This window comes from Novosphingobium sp. ZW T3_23, assembly GCF_044987305.1.
Classification (GTDB): Bacteria; Pseudomonadota; Alphaproteobacteria; order Sphingomonadales; family Sphingomonadaceae; genus Novosphingobium.
Window position 1 is genome coordinate 25713 of record NZ_JBJDRF010000008.1, and the last position, 19071, is coordinate 44783.

A 19071-nucleotide genomic window follows, 5' to 3' on the forward strand; every position below is an offset into this window, starting at 1 on the left:
ATGTCTTCCATACGTCCCTGGCGCGACATCGAGCGCCGCAAGAGCCGCCAGATCATGGTCGGCAATGTTCCCGTCGGCGGCGATGCCCCGATCACGGTGCAGACCATGACCAATACCCTGACCTCCGATGCCGGGGCGACGATCGACCAGATCCGCCGCTGCGAGGATGCCGGGGCGGACCTTATCCGCGTGTCCTGCCCGGATGTGGAGAGCACGGCGGCGATGAAGGAGATCGTGCGCGCCGCCCGCGTGCCGCTGATCGCCGACATCCATTTCCACTACAAGCGCGCGCTCGAAGCTGCCGATGCCGGCGCCGCCTGCCTGCGCATCAATCCGGGCAACATCGGATCCCACGACCGCGTGGCCGAAGTCGTGCGCGCCGCCAAGGCCAATGGCTGCGCGATCCGCATCGGCGTCAATGCCGGCAGCCTCGAAAAGGACCTGCTGGAAAAGTACGGCGAGCCCTGCCCCGAAGCGCTGGTCGAATCGGCGCTGGATCACATCAAGCTGCTTCAGGACCATGACTTCCACGAATACAAGGTGGCCGTGAAGGCCAGCGACGTGTTCCTGGCCGTCGCAGCCTACCAGGGCCTGGCGGATGCGGTGGACTGCCCGCTGCACCTCGGCATCACTGAGGCTGGCGGACTGATCGGGGGCACCGTGAAGTCCTCGATCGGCATGGGCATGCTGCTCTGGTCCGGCATCGGCGACACCCTGCGCGTCTCCCTCTCGGCCGAGCCGGAAGAGGAAGTGCGCGTCGGCTTCGAGATGCTGAAGGCGCTGGGTCTGCGCACGCGCGGCGTGCGCGTCGTTTCCTGCCCGTCCTGCGCCCGCCAGGGCTTCGACGTGATCCGCACGGTAGAGGCGCTGGAAGACCGCCTCCAGCACATCAAGACCCCGCTTTCGCTCTCCGTGCTCGGCTGCGTCGTGAACGGCCCCGGCGAGGCGCGCGAGACCGATATCGGCCTGACCGGTGGCGGCAATGGCAAGCACATGGTCTACCTGTCAGGCGTGACCGACCATGTCGTCCAGTCCGAAGACATGCTGGACCACATCGTCAAGCTGGTAGAGGCCAAGGCCGCCGAGATCGAAGCCGCGAACGAGGCGCAGGCCCAAGCGGCCGAATGAGCCGAGGCAGGCGACTGACGCAGCGGCTGGGGGAAGAGGCGAGGGGGTTCCTCGCCTCGCTGCGCGACGGCGCATTGCTGTGGAAGCTGGCGCCGATCATTCCCGCGATCGCGGTGCTGCCGGAGTTCGCGCAGCACGTCGTCGAGATACGGCTGGGTATGTTCGCAAGCCACGATGCCTTCACGGCGCTCGCTTCCGATGCGGCGCGCCAGTCGGCGGGATCGATCAAGATGGCGGGCTTCGTGCTCTCGATCCTGATGGCGGCCCGATTCTGGGCCAATCGCTCGGACGACGCCCGGTTCTGGAGCCTCGCCGGAATTGGCCGGAAACAGGTGTTGCTGGGGCTCCTCGTTCAGGTCCTGTGCTCGATTCCCGGTCTTTTCGACCTTCGCCTGCCGCCGGCAGGGCAGTTCGCGCTTTCGGCGGTGCTCTTCCTGGTGAGCTTGCCGGGCATGGTGCTGATGATCGGCGGGTTGCTGGGCGACCGCACCAGCGACCTGAAGGATGCCTACCGCAACGGCTGGGGGCAGGCTCTGCGAATGGCGCTCTTTACCGGACCGGTCTTCGCCTTGTTGCAGCCGCTTCATCACGGGAACCATGTCGTCGCCCTGGGGAAGCCTGCGACGGTGGTATGGGGGTTGATGACCTGGGACGCTCTGCTGGTCGGCCTGATCGCGACGCTGGTGGGTACCGGATTTCATCACGGTTATCGGGGTGGAAGATAAAGGGATGATCCTGGGGCCATCGCCCCAGACCCCGGAATGTCGACGTAGCGCGCTGCTATTCGTCCCGCGCCCCTTGCGGCGCAGCCAATAAGTCTCCCGACGCAGCCATGGGCGAACGAGGCTGTTGGTCCGCGTTAACTCGACAGTATTGGGGTGCAGGGGGGGCTATGCTCCCCTGCTTTCCACTTCAACCTTCAGGCGACCCCGCCGAGCCCCGCAAGGCTGGACCAGACTGCGAACACGGCCATGGCGATGACGGAAGCCATCGCGGCCGGGACGAACTTGGACTCGGGGTTGCCCATCTAAATCAGCCTTGCGGGAGAACGGAAGGTGGCGCTTCTATGCCCGCAGCAAGCGCGGCAGGCCATGTCGCCGGTCGAGCATCGTAAGCCGCCGATCGAAGCGCAAAGCAAAAGGCCCCGCCGGATCGCTCCGGCGGGGCCTTTCGTGTGCCTGTCAGGCGGGAGGGAGAGGCTTACGCCTCGTCGCCGTCCTCGGGCTGGCCTTCGGCCTGCTCGTCGCCCTTGATCAGGTAATCGCCGGCATCGGCGTCCAGACCATGGGTTTCACCCTCGACCGAAGCGAGCGGATCGTTGCCGATCGCGGCTTCCGGGCCCTGGGCCAGTTCGGCTGCATGCTCTTCTTCCGCCGTGTTGGCGGCGATCAGAGATTCCTGCAGGCGGCGGTAGGATGCGCGCAGGGCAGCGTCGCGGCTGGTGGCCGCCACGCGGACGCGGTTCATGCCGGCGCCGGTACCCGCCGGGATGAGGCGGCCGACGATGACGTTTTCCTTGAGGCCGATGAGCGAGTCCTTCTTGCCCTCGACAGCCGCCTGCGTGAGCACGCGGGTGGTCTCCTGGAACGACGCCGCCGAGATGAACGAGCGGGTCTGGAGCGACGCCTTGGTGATGCCGAGAAGCACCGGCTTGCCTTCCGCGGGCTGCTTGCCCTCGGGAAGCTTGCTGTTGATCTCGAACATTTCCTCGTAGTCGACCTGTTCGCCCGGCAGCAGGGTGGTGTCGCCACCGGCCGTGATCTCGACCTTCTGCAGCATCTGACGAACGATCGTCTCGATGTGCTTGTCGTTGATCTTCACGCCCTGCAAGCGGTAGACTTCCTGGATTTCCGCGACGAGGTATTCCGCAAGAGCCTCGACGCCGAGGACTTCCAGAATGTCGTGCGGATCGGGCGAGCCCGAGATCAGGTTGTCGCCCTTCTTGACGAAGTCGCCTTCCTGCACGTCGATCACGCGGCTCTTCGGGATCAGGTACTCAACCGGATCACCCTCTTCCGGGATGATCGCGATCTTGCGCTTGGCCTTGTAGTCGCGAACGAACTCGATGCGGCCGGAGACCTTGGCGATGATCGAGTTGTCCTTCGGCTTGCGGGCCTCGAACAGCTCGGCAACGCGCGGCAGACCGCCGGTGATGTCGCGGGTCTTGGCGGCTTCGCGCGAGGCACGGGCGATGATGTCGCCGGCCTCGACGGTCTGGCCGTCTTCCACCGAGAGGGTCGTGCCCGGCGCCATCATGTAGCGCGCGGCCTCGCCCGAAGCGTCGTCGAGAAGGGTGATGCGCGGACGCAGGTCTTCCTTCTTCTTGGCGCTGCGCGAGGAACGATCCTCGGTGACGACGCGGCTGGTCATGCCGGTGGCATCGTCGACCTGCTCGGTCAGCGTGCGGGTGTCGATCAGGTCCTGATACTTCACCGTACCCGAGGTTTCGGTGATGATCGGGAGCGAGAACGGATCCCACTCGGCCAGGCGTTCGCCTTCCTTGATGGTGGCGCCGCTGGTGTGCAGCAGCACGGTACCATAAGGAACGCGGTGCATGGCGCGCTCGCGGCCTTCGGTATCGAGCACCACGATCTCGCCATTGCGAGCCAGCGACAGACGACGGCCGCGCTTGTCGACGATCGTCGGGATGTCGCGATATTCCACGGTACCGTCGCTGATCGCTTCCAGGTGGCTGGTTTCGTTCAGCTGGGCGGCGCCGCCGATGTGGAAGGTACGCATGGTAAGCTGCGTACCCGGTTCACCGATCGACTGTGCGGCGATGACGCCGACCGCTTCACCGATGTTGACCGGCGTACCGCGTGCGAGGTCACGACCGTAGCATTTGCCGCAAACGCCCGACTGGGCTTCGCAGACCAGCGGCGAACGGATGCGGGCAGCCTGCAGGCCGGTCGCCTCGATCGCAGCCACGGCGGCTTCGTCGAGGAGCTGGCCCTTGGCGGCAATGACGGTGCCTTCCTTGTCGACGATGTCCTCGGCCAGGGTACGGCCCAGGATACGTTCGGCAAGCGAGGCGATGGTGGAACCGCCCTGAATGATCGAACGCATTTCCAGCGCGCGCTCGGTACCGCAATCCTCGATCACGACGACGCAGTCCTGCGACACGTCGACCAGACGGCGGGTCAGGTAACCCGAGTTCGCCGTCTTGAGCGCCGTATCCGCCAGGCCCTTACGGGCGCCGTGGGTCGAGTTGAAGTATTCAAGAACGGTCAGACCTTCCTTGAAGTTCGAGATGATCGGCGTTTCGATGATCTCGCCCGACGGCTTGGCCATGAGGCCGCGCATACCGCCGAGCTGCTTCATCTGCGCCGGGCTACCACGCGCACCGGAGTGGCTCATCATGTAGATCGAGTTGATCTGGGCCATGCGGCCCGTCTCGGGATCGACCGGCTGCGCCTTCAGGTCTTCCATCATGGCGTTCGCCACCTGGTCGCCGCAACGGCTCCAGGCGTCGATCACCTTGTTGTACTTTTCCTGCTGGGTGATGAGGCCGTCCTGGTACTGCTGCTCGTAGTCGGCAACCAGTTCCTTGGTCTCGTTCACCAGGGCTTCCTTCGATTCCGGGATGATCATGTCATCCTTGCCGAAGGAGATGCCGGCCTTGAACGCGTTGCGGAAGCCGAGCGACATGATCGCGTCGGCGAACAGCACCGTGTCCTTCTGGCCGGTGTGACGGTAGACCTGATCGATGACGTCACCGATTTCCTTCTTGGTGAGAAGGCGGTTGACGACGTCGAAGGGCACGGTGTGCGACTTCGGCAGGCATTCGCCCAGCAGCATGCGGCCCGGAGTGGTCTCGAAGCGCTTCATGTACTGCTCGCCGTTCTCGTCGGTCTGCGGCACGCGGGCCTCGATCTTCGAGTGCAGCGTCACGGCACCGACGTGAAGCGCCTGGTGCACTTCGGCCATGTCCGCGAACTTCATGCCTTCGCCCGGCTCGCCGGTACGGTCCATCGACAGGTAGTACAGGCCGAGTACCATGTCCTGCGAAGGAACGATGATCGGCTTGCCGTTCGCCGGCGACAGGATGTTGTTGGTGGACATCATCAGCACGCGCGCTTCCAGCTGGGCTTCCAGCGAAAGCGGCACGTGGACGGCCATCTGGTCACCGTCGAAGTCGGCGTTGAAGGCCGAGCAGACGAGCGGGTGCAGCTGGATCGCCTTGCCTTCGATCAGCACCGGCTCGAACGCCTGGATGCCCAGACGGTGGAGCGTCGGCGCGCGGTTCAGCATGACCGGGTGCTCGCGAATCACTTCGTCGAGGATGTCCCAGACTTCCTTGCGCTCCTTCTCGACCCACTTCTTGGCCTGCTTCAGGGTCATGGAAAGACCCTTGGCGTCAAGACGGGCGTAGATGAACGGCTTGAACAGCTCGAGCGCCATCTTCTTCGGCAGGCCGCACTGGTGCAGCTTCAGCTCCGGACCGGTCACGATGACCGAACGGCCCGAATAGTCGACGCGCTTACCGAGAAGGTTCTGACGGAAGCGGCCCTGCTTGCCCTTGAGCATGTCGGACAGCGACTTCAGCGGACGCTTGTTGGCGCCGGTGATGACGCGGCCGCGGCGGCCGTTGTCGAACAGGGCGTCCACGGCTTCCTGGAGCATGCGCTTTTCGTTGCGGACGATAATGTCCGGCGCGCGCAGCTCGATCAGGCGCTTCAGGCGGTTGTTGCGGTTGATGACGCGGCGATAGAGGTCGTTGAGGTCCGACGTCGCGAAGCGGCCGCCGTCCAGCGGCACCAGCGGACGCAGTTCCGGCGGAATGACCGGCACGACTTCAAGGATCATCCACTCGGGACGGTTGCCCGAATCGATGAACGATTCCACGACCTTCAGGCGCTTGATGATCTTCTTGGGCTTGAGTTCCGACTTGGTCGTCTCAAGTTCCTGGAGAAGGTCCGCACGCTCCTGCTCGAGGTCGAGGTTGATGAGCATGTGCTTCACCGCCTCGGCGCCGATGCCGGCCGAGAAGGCGTCTTCGCCATACTCGTCCTGGGCGTCGAGCATCTCGTCTTCGGTGAGGAGCTGGTACTTCTCGAGCGGGGTCAGGCCCGGCTCGATCACGATGTAGCTCTCGAAGTAGAGGACGCGTTCAAGCTGCTTGAGCTGCATATCGAGCAGCAGGCCGATGCGCGAAGGCAGCGACTTCAGGAACCAGATGTGCGCGACCGGGGCGGCCAGCTCGATGTGGCCCATGCGCTCGCGGCGCACCTTGGTCACGGTGACTTCGACGCCGCACTTTTCGCAGACGACGCCCTTGTACTTCATGCGCTTGTACTTGCCGCAAAGGCATTCGTAGTCCTTCACGGGACCGAAGATGCGGGCGCAGAAGAGGCCGTCACGCTCTGGCTTGAACGTACGGTAGTTGATGGTTTCCGGCTTCTTGATCTCGCCGAAGGACCAGGAGCGGATGCGCTCGGGCGAGGCCAGACCGATCTGGATCTGATCGAAGGTCTCGGGCTTCGCCATCTGGTTGGTGAACTTGGTCAGGTCGTTCATGTTTCAGTCCCTCTGGGGGTGAATTCTCAAGGCGGGCGGAAGGGAAGGCGGGGCCGCGCGGGCCCCGCCCGATCCCGTTATTCCGCCGCCAGGGCCACGCCGTCGTCGTCCTCGTTGTCGTCGTGGCTTGTCAGCTCGACGTTGAGGCCCAGCGAGCGCATTTCCTTGACGAGCACGTTGAAGCTCTCGGGGATGCCGGCCTCGAAGGTGTCGTCGCCCTTGACGATCGCTTCGTAGACCTTGGTGCGGCCGACAACGTCGTCCGATTTCACCGTCAGCATTTCCTGGAGCGTGTAGGCCGCGCCGTAGGCCTGGAGAGCCCAGACCTCCATTTCACCGAAGCGCTGGCCGCCGAACTGCGCCTTACCGCCCAGCGGCTGCTGGGTGACGAGCGAGTAGGGGCCGATCGAACGCGCGTGGATCTTGTCGTCGACAAGGTGGTGCAGCTTGAGCACGTACTTCATGCCCACCGTAACCTTGCGGTCGAAGCGATCGCCGGTGCGGCCATCGTACAGGTCCACCTGGCCCGACTCGTCGAGACCGGCGAGGCGGAGCATGTCGGTGACGTCCTTTTCGATCGCGCCGTCGAACACCGGCGAGCCCATCGGCACGCCCTTGCGGACGGACTGGGCGAACTCGACGATCTGTTCGTTGCTGCGCGCCTCGATCTCGGCGGTGTAGTTGTCGCCGTAGACTTCCTTGAGCAGTTCGCGAACGGCTTCCGGCGGCTGGCCGGCTTCCGGGTTCGGGTTGGCTGCGCGCCAGTCGTCCAGAGCCGCGCCGATACGCGCGCCCAGGCCGCGGGCGGCCCAGCCGAGGTGCGTTTCGAAGATCTGGCCGACGTTCATGCGCGAAGGCACGCCCAGCGGGTTCAGCACGAAGTCGACCGGGGTGCCGTCTTCGAGGAAGGGCATGTCTTCCAGCGGCAGGATGCGGCTGATGATACCCTTGTTGCCGTGACGGCCGGCCATCTTGTCGCCCGGCTGAAGCTTGCGCTTCACGGCCACGAAGACCTTGACCATCTTCAGGACGCCCGGAGCCAGCTCGTCGCCGCGCTCCAGCTTTTCCTTGCGGTCCTCGAACTTCTCCTGGATCGCCTTGACGGTGAGGTCGTACTGGGTCTTCACCGCTTCGAGCTGCGACTGCATGTGGTCGTCCGCAACCGCGAACTTCCACCATTCGTGACGCTCGACTTCGTCCAGCAGTTCCTCGGTGATGTCCACGCCCTTCTTGAGGCCCTTGGGCGCCGAAGCGGCGACCTGGCCGAGGAGCATGTCCTTCAGACGGTTGTAGGTGGCGCGGTTGAGGATGGCGCGTTCGTCCTCGCGGTCCTTGGCGAGGCGTTCGATTTCCTCGTTCTGGATCGCGCGGGTACGGTCGTCGACCTCGATACCGTGGCGGTTGAAGACGCGCACGTCCACGATCGTGCCTGAAACGCCCGGCGGCAGACGCAGCGAGGTGTCGCGGACGTCCGAAGCCTTTTCACCGAAGATGGCGCGCAGAAGCTTTTCTTCCGGCGTCATCGGGCTTTCGCCCTTCGGCGTGATCTTGCCGACCAGGATGTCGCCCGGGTGCACTTCGGCGCCGATGTAGACGATGCCCGCTTCGTCGAGGTTGCGCAGGGCTTCCTCGCCGACGTTCGGGATGTCGCGGGTGATGTCTTCCGGACCCAGCTTGGTGTCGCGGGCCATCACTTCGAACTCGTCGATGTGGATCGAGGTGAAGACGTCTTCCTTCACGATCCGCTCGGAGATCAGGATGGAGTCTTCGTAGTTGTAGCCGTTCCAGGGCATGAACGCGACGAGCACGTTGCGGCCCAGGGCCAGTTCGCCCAGCTCGGTGGACGGGCCGTCGGCGATGGTGTCGCCGGCCTGGACCACTTCGCCCACCTTCACCAGCGGACGCTGGTTGATGCAGGTCGACTGGTTGGAACGCTCGAACTTCTGGAGGCGGTAGATGTCGACGCCGGACTTGCCGGGTTCGATATCGCCCGAGGCGCGGATGACGATACGCGTGGCGTCGACCTGGTCGACGATGCCGGCGCGCAGCGCCGAGATCGCGGCGCCCGAGTCACGCGCAACCGTCTCTTCCATGCCGGTGCCGACGAACGGAGCGTCCGCCTTCACGAGCGGCACGGCCTGACGCTGCATGTTCGATCCCATGAGCGCGCGGTTGGCGTCGTCGTTTTCCAGGAACGGAATGAGCGAGGCGGCCACCGAGACGAGCTGCTTGGGCGAAACGTCCATCAGCGTGATCTGGTCGCGCGGGCTCATCACGAATTCGCCGTTCTGGCGAGCCGAGACGAGTTCCTCGACGAACGAGCCGTCGGTGTTCAGCCCGGCCGACGCCTGCGCGACGGTGTGCTTCTGCTCTTCCATGGCGGAGAGATAGACCACGTCCTTCGACACGTGACCGTCCACGACGCGGCGGTACGGGGTTTCGATGAAGCCGTACTTGTTGACGCGGGCGAAGGTCGACAGCGAGTTGATCAGACCGATGTTCGGGCCTTCCGGCGTTTCAATCGGGCAGATGCGGCCATAGTGGGTCGGGTGAACGTCGCGGACTTCGAAGCCGGCGCGCTCACGGGTGAGACCGCCCGGCCCGAGCGCCGAGACGCGGCGCTTGTGGGTGACTTCCGAGAGCGGGTTGGTCTGGTCCATGAACTGCGAGAGCTGCGAGGAACCGAAGAACTCGCGCACGGCGGCCACGGCGGGCTTGGCGTTGATTAGGTCGTTCGGCATGACCGTCGACACGTCCACCGACGACATGCGCTCCTTCACGGCGCGCTCCATGCGGAGCAGGCCGACGCGGTACTGGTTTTCCAGAAGCTCGCCCACCGAACGCACGCGGCGGTTGCCGAGGTTGTCGATGTCGTCGATTTCGCCCTTGCCGTCCTTGAGGCCGACCAGTTCCTTCACGACCGCGAGAATGTCGTCGGTGCGCAGGGTGGTGACGGTATCCTCGACGTCGAGGCCGAGACGCATGTTCAGCTTGACGCGGCCCACGGCCGAGAGGTCGTAGCGGTCGGCGTCGAAGAACAGGCCGGCGAAGAGGGCTTCGGCGGTTTCCTTCGTCGGCGGTTCGCCCGGACGCATGACCTTGTAGATCGCTTCCAGACCCATGTCGCGATTGTCGGCCTTGTCGGCCTTCATCGTGTTGCGGATCCAGGGACCGGTGTTGATGTCGTCGATGTCGAGCAGGTCGATCTGGTCGATGCCCGCGCGGTCGAGCGCTTCGAGGTTCTCAGGGCTGACTTCGTCGCCGGCCTCGATGTAGATGCGGCCGGTCGACTCGTCGATCAGGTCCTTGGCCGAATAGCGGCCGAAGATTTCCTCGGTCGGGATCAGCAGCTCTTCAAGACCGTCCTTCTGCGCCTTGTTGGCGGCGCGGGGGCTGATCTTGGTGCCGGCCGGGAACACGACTTCGCCCGACTTGGCGTCGACGATGTCGAACGCCGGCTTGGCGCCGCGCCATGCTTCGGCCTGGTAAGGCAGCTGCCATCCGCCCGAACCACGCTTCCAGGTCACGGTCTGGTAGAAGTAGTCGAGGATCTGCTCGCTATCGAGGCCGAGGCTGTAAAGCAGCGCGGTGACCGGCAGCTTGCGCTTGCGGTCGATACGCACGTTCACGATGTCCTTGGCGTCGAACTCGAAGTCGAGCCAGGAACCGCGATACGGAATCACGCGGGCGGCGAAGAGGAACTTGCCCGACGAGTGCGTCTTGCCGCGGTCATGGTCGAACAGGACGCCCGGCGAACGGTGCATCTGCGACACGATTACGCGCTCGGTGCCGTTGATGAAGAAGGTGCCGTTCTCGGTCATGAGCGGCATGTCGCCCATGTAGACGTCCTGCTCCTTGATATCGAGGACCGAGCGGGTCTCGGTCTCGGCGTCCACTTCGAACACGATCAGGCGCAGCGTGACCTTCATCGGCGCCGCATAAGTGATGCCGCGCTGGCGGCATTCGGTCACGTCGTACTTCGGCTCTTCCAGCTCGTAGTGGACGAAGTCCAGCTCGCTGGTGCCGGCGAAGTCGCGGATCGGGAAGACCGAGCGCAGGGTCTTTTCCAGGCCCGAGACATAGCCCGTGGCCGGGTTCGAGCGCAGGAACTGTTCGTAGCTCTCGCGCTGGACCTCGATCAGGTTGGGCATCTGGACGACTTCGTGGATGTCGCCGAAGATCTTGCGGATCCGCTTCTTGGCGGATCGGACGCTTGCGGGCTTGGTGGCCATGAGCTGGTCTTTGCCTCTTCGCTTCTGATGACCGATTCGCGTGAACCGGCCCATAAAAATTCGTCGTCGCGAGTGACGTCTATCCTGTCTTGCAACAGGCATCCGGAACGCGAAAAGGCCGCCCGGCGCGCGCGGAAACCCTGGGGTTCTACCGTTGCGGCCAGCAGCCTTTCGCGTCAGATGAAACCCGTATCGCTTCCTTCCCGAGCCAGTCCCCGCGCATGGACCAGCCTTGCTCGAAGCGATCGAGCGAGCCGCCCATATAGGAGCCGCCTCCCGCGCTGTCAAACGACCTCGCCGCCTTCCCGGCCAGCACGGAGGCAAGTGCCGGATGCCTGCCGACCGGGGCCCAATCTCGTTAAGCGATGTGCGATATATCGTTTTTCAATATTATCGATTGACGATAAGCGAATCTGAGTTTATTGCTTTTCGATATCAAGCTTATCGGAGAACGGACAATGGTCTTCTCGCATAACCCGGCGGCTTCCCGCCCATTCGCGATCCTTCTTTCGGCGGTGTTCGTAGCCGCCTGCTGGCTGCCGACGATTTCGGCGCCGGCGCAGGCGGCCGATCGTGCCGCGTCGTCGTCTTACGGGCTCTCCGATCACGGCGCCCGGATCGTCATCGCGGCACCCGCCGCGCCGGCACTGATGTAAGTACGGGAAGGGGCTGCATCATGACTTCCACCATGCAATCGATCACCCGCGACCCGCTGCTCGCCGTGGCGAGGGGGCTGCTCTGGTTCCTGATGGCCAGCATGGTCATCGCCATCGCCGCCTGCATCGTCGCGGTTCCGCTGCTGCTCGTGTTCCGAAACGACATATCGGTGGAGATGGCCCGCGACATGCCGCTGGTGCTGCCGCAGTTCTTCTGGGTGGTCAGCGCGATCCTGGCGGTGGCCGCGATCCTCTGTGGTGTCCTGTTCCGCATCTTCCAGCTCCTCAAGCATATCGTCGGGACCGTGGGCGACGGCGATCCCTTCGTGCCGGACAATGCCGTGCGGCTGACGCAGATGGCCTGGCTGACCCTGGTCGTGCAGCTTCTGGGCCTGCCGCTCTCGGGGCTCGGCGCGTGGATCAACCGGATCGGCGAAGGTCACACCAAGCTGGAGACGATGGGCGGCGTTTCCGGCAACGGGCTTCTGCTGATGCTGATCCTCTTCATCCTTGCCCGGGTGTTCCGCAAGGGCGCCGAGATGCGCGCCGAACTGGAAGGAACCGTGTGATGGCGGACGAGGGAACGGAAGGATCGGGCATCGAAGGATCGGGCATCGTGGTCAAGCTGGACGATCTGCTTTACGCCCGCCGCATGACGCTGACCGAACTGGCGGAGCGCATCGGCATTACCCTCGCGAATCTGTCGATCCTCAAGACTGGCAAGGCCAAGGCGATTCGCTTTTCCACGCTGGAGGCGATCTGTCGGGAGCTGGACTGTCAGCCGGGCGACCTGCTTGGCTATGAAGCCCTAAAGCCCTAAAGCCTGATTTTCCGCGAGCCGGGCCCAAGAGCCTGAACCCGGGGGCCACATTCCAGCCAGATACAGCCGACAGTGATCCTTGACTCCGGCCGCGCATTCCTTCAAAGGCGCGGCCGAACCACATGGGTTTCGGCCCATGGTTCATCCGTCCGAGACAGTTGGTGCTTCCGATTTAGGGGGCTTAATTTCCAGCCTAGACGGGGAACAGGAAATTTTCCGGTCCTTCGCTCCTTTTCGAAGCGTGGTGCCAGGTTCGTGTTTCGACACGAAAAACTCCTTCCCCTTCGCCAACGGACTCGCCCGAAGCGCATCAGCGCTTCGGACAAACGTAGCCGGCCGTGCGGGGCGCAAGTCCCAAGCGGTCACATGTGAAGGAGTAAGGCATGGATCGTTCGCAGAAAGCCGATTCGGTCGCCCAGCTCAACGCGGTCTTCAACGAGGTCGGCGTGGTGGTCATCACCCGCAACCTCGGCATGTCGGTGGCTCAGTCCACCGCCCTGCGCGGCAAGATTCGCGATGCGGGCGCGACCTACAAGGTTGCGAAGAACAGTCTTGCCAAGCTTGCCATCGTGGATACCGACTATGCCGGTATCGACGACTTCCTGACCGGCCCGACGGCCATCGCCACTTCGGTGGACCCCGTCGCTGCTGCAAAGGCTGTCGTAGACTTCGCCAAGACGACCGACAAGATCGAGATCGTCGGCGGCGCGATGGGTTCGCAGGTTCTGGACGCAACGGGTGTCAAGGCTCTCGCCTCGATGCCCTCGCTCGACGAACTGCGCGCCAAGCTCATCGGCCTCGTTCAGGCTCCGGCGACCAAGATCGCCCAGCTTCAGACCGCTCCGGCGGCCAAGCTGGCGCGCGTCTTCGCTGCCTACGCCGACAAGGCTGCTTGAGTTCAAGCTTAAGCAACGCTTTTCTAACGATTTATTCCGCCGTTGGGCATGAGGCCCGCGGTGGACCACAGATCAGGAGTTATTATCATGGCCGATATCGCCAAGCTTGTTGAAGAACTGTCGCAGCTGACCGTCCTCGAGGCCGCTGACCTCGCCAAGGCTCTCGAAGAAGCATGGGGCGTTTCCGCCGCTGCTGCCGTTGCCGTGGCTGCTGCCCCGGCCGGTGAAGCCGCCGCCGTCGAAGAAAAGACCGAATTTGACGTGATCCTCACCGGCGACGGTGGCAAGAAGATCAACGTCATCAAGGAAGTCCGCGCCATCACCGGTCTGGGCCTGGCTGAAGCCAAGGCTCTCGTCGAAGGCGCTCCGAAGGCCGTCAAGGAAGGCATCAACAAGGCTGAAGCCGAAGAAATCAAGAAGAAGATCGAAGAAGCCGGCGGCACCGTCGAGCTCAAGTAATCTTCTGCGGGTTTCGGCCCGCAAGGATTCCCCTGGCTTAGGCCAGGGTCGATCTCTCGGTTCTTCCGAGCAGACAAAGGGAAGGGCGGCTCCTCGGGGCCGCCCTTTCTTTTTGCCCGGTTGACGCGCCGGACGAATATCCATAACGCGATATATAACGTGATATGGAGTTGATAAATGACCGATGTGATCGCGGGCCTTGGCGGTGTCTATCTCGGCAGCCGGCTCAAGCGACTGGCCGAACGTCTGCAAGGCGATGCCGCGCAGATCATTCAGGCATCGGGTATCTCCGCGCAGCCGAGCCATATGCCGCTGCTGACCGCGCTGGAAGCGGGCGCAATGACGATCGGCCAGTTGGCCGAGGCCGTCGGGTCCAGCCAGCCGGGGGTGACGCGCGCGATCGGTCAGCTGGCCGCGCTCGAACTGGTGAAGACGGAACAGGGCAGCGACCTTCGTCAACGCCTCGTCTCGCTGACTCCCGCCGGGCAGGCGGCTATGAACAGGGCGAGAATGCAGGTCTGGCCCGGTGTCGGCCTTGCCGTGGACGAAATGTGTGGCGGCGAGACTGCGGCGCTGCTGGCGCTTCTGGAGCGCATCGAATCCGCGCTGGACGAATCGTCGATGGTGGCGCGCTACGAAAGGCTTCAGCCCCCGATCCTGACCATCCGCGAATTCACGGACGACCTTGCGCGGGACTTCCATGACATCAATGCCGAATGGATCGAGGCGATGTTCCGCCTGGAACCCACCGATCGCGACGTTCTCGAAAATCCGCGCCGCTGCATCGTCGACCCGGGCGGCACGATCCTTTTCGTGGAAGCGCAGGGGCTTGGCGTGGTCGGCGCCTGCGCCTTGCAGAAGACGGGCGAGCGCTCTTTCGAACTGACGAAGATGGGGGTGCGGCAATCGGCGCGCGGGCTCAAGGCGGGGGAATTCCTGCTCGCCGCGATGATCGGGCGGGCACGGGAAATGGGCGCCGATCCGCTCTACCTGCTGACCAACAGGCACTGCGAGGCGGCGATCCATCTCTATGAGAAGCTGGGCTTCCGCCACGATGCCGAAATCATGGCCCAATACGGCGCCCGCTATGAGCGATGCGACGTGGCGATGCGCTACGCCGGTTCGGACGAGCCCTCTCTGTAGAGCGTAAGCACTGGACCGGCCGTCACTTCAGGGTTTCGAGGTAGTCGATCACGTCCTTGCGCCGCTGCGGGTTGGGTACGCCGATCACCATCTTGGTGCCGGGAACCATCTTCATCGGCCCTTGCAGCCAGGTGTCGAGCGACTGGCGGTCCCAGGTCACGCCGGAGGCCTTGAGGGCGGGGCTGAAATTGAAGCCCGGCACGTCCCCGGCGCGGGTGCCGACGATCCCGAACAGCGATGGGCCGATGCCGTTTTTTCCGGGCTCCACCGAATGGCAGGACCGGCAGGTCGCGAAGCCGGGCGGGGCCTTCGCAAGGCGGGCGGCTTCCGTTGACGAGTCCGGCGATGCCGCCGGAGTGGTCTTGCCGGCATCGGCAGGCGTTTCGGAATTGTCCTGCCCGGACCCGCCGCAGGCGGCAAGGAGGAGCAGGGGAGGCGCGATAATCAGGCGTGCAGTCGTCATGGTTTCTCCGGCGCTGGCGGTGCCCTATTCCACCGCCCATCCGATGGGAAGACCATGACATCGCGCAAATCCCGCGAAATGGGCCCCTGAATTTCCTTTCGCTTGCCGGTCCCGTCCCCTATCGCCCCTGCCGAAATGGCGACACAGCACCTTCCTTCGACTTTCCGTGCCGAACTCGGCGCTACCTTGCGCCTTGCCGGGCCGCTTGCGCTCGCCAATCTCCTGCAGATGGCGGTCTTCGCCACCGACGTGATCTTCGTGGCGCGTCTCGGCCAGCAGGCCCTGGCGGCATCGAGCCTGGCCATTGCCATCGTCGCCCTGATGATGATGGGCATCAACGGCGTCACCGGTGCGGTCGCGCCGTTGATCGCAGCGGAGATCGGGCGTCGCTCCACTTCGGTGCGCGAAGTGCGCCGTTCCGCGCGCATGGCGCTCTGGGTCGCGGTGATGTTCAGCCTGGGCGCCATCGCGATCTCGCAGTTCGGCGAATGGCTGATGGACGTGACCGGGCAGGAGCCCGAAGTCGCGGGCCTGGCGGCGCATTTCCTCAAGATCGTATCGATCGCCGTGCTGCCGATGACGATCGCCAACGTGCTGCGCACTTTCGTTTCCGCGCTGGGAAGGCCGTTCTTCGCAACGCTCATCACCGCGCTGGCGATCGGCGTGAATGCCTTGGGTAACTACGTGCTGGTGTTCGGGCACTTCGGTTTTCCCGAACTGGGCCTGATGGGCTCCGCGATAGCCAGCATCACGACGGCCTGCGTGATGGTTCTGGCGTATGTCATCGCCATCGGCAGCGATCGCAGACTGCGGCGCTACCATGTGCTCGGGCGCTTCTGGCGGCCCGAATGGCAGCGCCTGCGCCAGATCCTTGCGCTTGGCCTGCCGATCGCCGCGACGTTGATCGCGGAAGGCGGCCTGTTCAGCGGCGCCGCCTTCCTCATGGGGCGGATCGGCGAGGCGCAGCTTGCCGCTCATACCGTGGCCCTTCAGATCGCGGCGTTCGCGTTCCAGGTGCCGTTCGGCGTGGGGCAGGCGGCGACCATTCGCGTCGGCTACCATTACGGCGCGGGCAACCGCGTGGGCGTCGGCCAGGCGGGCTGGGCGGCGATCACCGTGGCGATGATCTTCATGGTCCTCTCCGCCTCGACGATGCTCCTGGCCCCGCGCCTGATCCTCTCGGCCTATGTCGACGTCGATGCGCCGCAGAATGCGGTGCTGGTCGGCTTTGCGCTCCACTTCCTGTTCGTGGCGGCGATATTCCAGCTGACCGACGGGCTCCAGGCCGTGGCCGCAGGCGCGCTGCGCGGCATACAGGATACGCGCGTGCCGATGGCGATCGCGCTGTTCGGATACTGGGCTGCAGGCTTTGCGACGTCGGCGGTGCTGGGCCTGTTCACGCCGCTGGAAGGCGTGGGCGTATGGATCGGCCTTGCCGTGGGGTTGACGGTGGCGGCATTCATGCTGATCGCTCGCTGGCACTGGCGCGAAGAGTTCCATCTCGACCGGGTGTAATGCGCTCGTCTCATCTGCCGTACATACCGGATGAGAATTTTTTGGGGCGTCCCTGCTTGACGACGCCTTAGGCTCCAACCATATCCACGGCCGTTGGCACTCTATCAGTGTGAGTGCCAATTCCAGTTTTTGCCCTTTTAGTTCGTTGGATAAGGGAGAATCCCATGACTTTCCGCCCGCTGCACGACCGTGTTCTCGTGCGCCGCGTCGAGGCCGAAGAAAAGACGGCCGGTGGCATCATCATCCCCGACAGCGCCAAGGAAAAGCCCGCTGAAGGCGAAATCGTCGCCGTCGGCACCGGCGCCCGCGCTGAAAACGGCACCATCACCCCCCTCGACGTCAAGGTCGGCGATCGCGTGCTGTTCGGCAAGTGGTCCGGCACCGAAGTCAAGGTCGGTGGTGAAGACCTGCTGATCATGAAGGAATCGGATATTCTCGGCGTTATCGGCTGAGCATTCTGACTTTCTGCATTTTCCAGATATTCTAGAAGGAATTCCAAATGGCAGCCAAGGACGTAAAGTTCGGCCGCGACGCGCGTGAACGCATTCTCGCCGGCGTCGACACCCTCGCCAATGCCGTCAAGGTGACCCTGGGCCCCAAGGGCCGCAACGTCGTGATCGAGAAGAGCTTCGGCGCTCCCCGCATCACCAAGGACGGTGTCTCGGTCGCCAAGGAAATCGAACTCAAGGACAAGTTCGAGAACATGGGCGCGCAGATGCTGCGCGAAGTGGCCTCGAAGGCCAACGACAAGGCCGGTGACGGCACCACCACCGCGACCGTCCTCGCCCAGGCGATCGTGCGCGAAGGCATGAAGTCGGTTGCTGCCGGCATCAACCCGATGGACCTCAAGCGCGGCATCGATCTCGCCGTCGCCAAGGTCGTCGAGAACCTCAAGACCCGTTCGACCCCGGTCGCCGGCTCGTCGGAAATCGCCCAGGTCGGCATCATCTCGGCCAACGGTGACACCGAAGTCGGCGAGAAGATCGCCGAAGCCATGGAAAAGGTCGGCAAGGAAGGCGTCATCACCGTCGAAGAGGCCAAGGGTCTCGAATTCGAACTCGATGTCGTCGAAGGCATGCAGTTCGACCGCGGCTACCTGTCGCCCTACTTCGTCACCAACCCCGAGAAGATGACGGTCGAACTCGAAAACCCGTACATCCTCATCCACGAGAAGAAGCTCTCGTCGCTCCAGGCGCTGCTTCCGATCCTGGAAGCCGTGGTGCAGTCGGGCCGTCCGCTCCTCATCATCGCCGAAGACATCGAGGGTGAGGCTCTGGCCACGCTCGTCGTCAACAAGCTGCGTGGCGGCCTGAAGATCGCTGCCGTCAAGGCTCCGGGCTTCGGCGATCGTCGCAAGGCCATGCTGGGCGACATCGCCACGCTGACCGCTGGCGAGATGATCTCGGAAGACCTCGGCATCAAGCTTGAGAGCGTCACGCTCGGCATGCTTGGCGAAGCCAAGAAGGTCACCATCGACAAGGACAACACCGTCATCGTCGACGGTGCCGGTTCGCACGACGACATCAAGGGCCGCGTCGACCAGATCCGTTCGCAGATCGAAGTCACCACTTCGGACTACGACCGCGAAAAGCTCCAGGAGCGTCTGGCCAAGCTTGCTGGCGGCGTTGCCGTCATCAAGGTCGGCGGTGCGACCGAAGTCGAAGTGAAGGAGCGCAAGGACCGCGTCGACGACGCTCTCCACGCGACCCGCGCTGCGGTTGAAGAAGGCATCGTCCCCGGCGGCGGCACCGCGCTGCTCTACGCAACGCGCGCCCTCGAAGGCCTGACCGGTGCCAACGAAGACCAGACCCGCGGCGTCGACATCATCCGCAAGGCAATCACTGCCCCGGTGAAGCAGATCGCCGAGAACGCCGGTAGCGACGGCGCCGTCATCGCCGGCAAGCTGCTCGACCAGTCGGACGAAGGCATCGGGTTCAACGCCGCCACCGACGTCTACGAGAACCTGAAGGCCGCCGGCGTCATCGACCCGACCAAGGTCGTGCGCACCGCGCTTCAGGATGCGGCTTCGGTCGCCGGCCTGCTGATCACCACCGAAGCGGCGATCAGCGACAAGCCGGAAGACAAGGCTGCCATGCCGGCAATGCCCGACATGGGCGGCATGGGCGGAATGGGCGGCTTCTAAGCCACTCACGTCTTACCAACGCGAATTGGGGCCGGAAGGAGCGATCCTTCCGGCCCTTTTCGTTTTCTTTCCGCAGACGGATTCGTTCATCTGGGCGAA

General features: G+C 64.0%; 14 protein-coding genes. 11 read left to right on the forward strand and 3 right to left on the reverse strand.

All coding sequences use genetic code 11. The annotated features are described in order from the left end of the window. Complete coding sequence (ispG, locus tag ACI3K3_RS06950) at positions 1 to 1128, forward strand: flavodoxin-dependent (E)-4-hydroxy-3-methylbut-2-enyl-diphosphate synthase (protein ID WP_404912879.1); 1128 nt, start codon at positions 1 to 3, stop codon at positions 1126 to 1128. Then, complete coding sequence (locus tag ACI3K3_RS06955; RefSeq protein WP_404912880.1) at positions 1125 to 1853, forward strand: hypothetical protein; 729 nt, start codon at positions 1125 to 1127, stop codon at positions 1851 to 1853. Before ispG ends, ACI3K3_RS06955 begins: the two co-directional genes overlap by 4 nt. Before the next feature lie 475 nt (positions 1854 to 2328). On the opposite strand, the gene rpoC is transcribed toward ACI3K3_RS06955, so the two are convergent. Beyond that, the gene (gene rpoC / locus ACI3K3_RS06960; protein WP_404912881.1) at positions 2329 to 6645 is read right to left on the reverse strand and encodes a DNA-directed RNA polymerase subunit beta'; all 4317 of its coding nucleotides are present in this window, start codon (positions 6643 to 6645) and stop codon (positions 2329 to 2331) included. 77 nt (positions 6646 to 6722) lie between these two features. Then, complete coding sequence (gene rpoB / locus ACI3K3_RS06965; protein WP_404912882.1) at positions 6723 to 10877, reverse strand: DNA-directed RNA polymerase subunit beta; 4155 nt, start codon at positions 10875 to 10877, stop codon at positions 6723 to 6725. 458 nt (positions 10878 to 11335) lie between these two features. Between rpoB and ACI3K3_RS06970 the strand changes: the two genes are divergently transcribed. The 6 genes from ACI3K3_RS06970 to ACI3K3_RS06995 all read left to right on the forward strand — a co-directional run bounded on the left by ACI3K3_RS06970 (position 11336) and on the right by ACI3K3_RS06995 (position 14851). Continuing rightward, positions 11336 to 11533: a hypothetical protein gene (locus ACI3K3_RS06970; protein ID WP_404912883.1), complete on the forward strand. Its 198-nt coding sequence runs from the start codon at positions 11336 to 11338 to the stop codon at positions 11531 to 11533. A gap of 20 nt (positions 11534 to 11553) precedes the next feature. After that, complete coding sequence (locus tag ACI3K3_RS06975; protein WP_404912884.1) at positions 11554 to 12102, forward strand: DUF2975 domain-containing protein; 549 nt, start codon at positions 11554 to 11556, stop codon at positions 12100 to 12102. Further along, on the forward strand, positions 12102 to 12353 hold the full coding sequence (locus ACI3K3_RS06980) for a helix-turn-helix domain-containing protein (protein ID WP_404912885.1): 252 nt from the start codon (positions 12102 to 12104) through the stop codon (positions 12351 to 12353). Before ACI3K3_RS06975 ends, ACI3K3_RS06980 begins: the two co-directional genes overlap by 1 nt. 383 nt (positions 12354 to 12736) lie before the next feature. Beyond that, the gene (rplJ, locus tag ACI3K3_RS06985) at positions 12737 to 13249 is read left to right on the forward strand and encodes a 50S ribosomal protein L10 (protein ID WP_313437521.1); all 513 of its coding nucleotides are present in this window, start codon (positions 12737 to 12739) and stop codon (positions 13247 to 13249) included. 87 nt (positions 13250 to 13336) lie between these two features. Further along, entirely contained in the window at positions 13337 to 13708 is a 372-nt protein-coding gene (rplL, locus tag ACI3K3_RS06990; RefSeq protein WP_404912886.1) for a 50S ribosomal protein L7/L12, read from the forward strand. Positions 13709 to 13885: 177 nt separating this feature from the next. Then, on the forward strand, positions 13886 to 14851 hold the full coding sequence (locus ACI3K3_RS06995; protein WP_404912887.1) for a GNAT family N-acetyltransferase: 966 nt from the start codon (positions 13886 to 13888) through the stop codon (positions 14849 to 14851). Between the two features lie 22 nt (positions 14852 to 14873). Here ACI3K3_RS06995 and ACI3K3_RS07000 read toward each other — a convergent pair whose 3' ends face one another. After that, on the reverse strand, positions 14874 to 15314 hold the full coding sequence (locus ACI3K3_RS07000; protein WP_404912888.1) for a c-type cytochrome: 441 nt from the start codon (positions 15312 to 15314) through the stop codon (positions 14874 to 14876). 135 nt (positions 15315 to 15449) lie between these two features. On the opposite strand from ACI3K3_RS07000, the gene ACI3K3_RS07005 reads away from it, so the two are divergent. From ACI3K3_RS07005 to groL, 3 genes are all read left to right on the forward strand, one after another. Next, a complete protein-coding gene (locus tag ACI3K3_RS07005) occupies positions 15450 to 16829 on the forward strand; it encodes an MATE family efflux transporter (protein WP_404912889.1) in 1380 nt (459 codons plus the stop codon). Positions 16830 to 16993: 164 nt separating this feature from the next. Further along, positions 16994 to 17281, forward strand: a complete 288-nt coding sequence (gene groES, locus ACI3K3_RS07010) for a co-chaperone GroES (RefSeq protein ID WP_086492655.1) — start codon at positions 16994 to 16996, stop codon at positions 17279 to 17281. Between the two features lie 47 nt (positions 17282 to 17328). Next, complete coding sequence (gene groL / locus ACI3K3_RS07015; protein WP_404912890.1) at positions 17329 to 18972, forward strand: chaperonin GroEL; 1644 nt, start codon at positions 17329 to 17331, stop codon at positions 18970 to 18972. Positions 18973 to 19071: the final 99 nt, after the last annotated feature.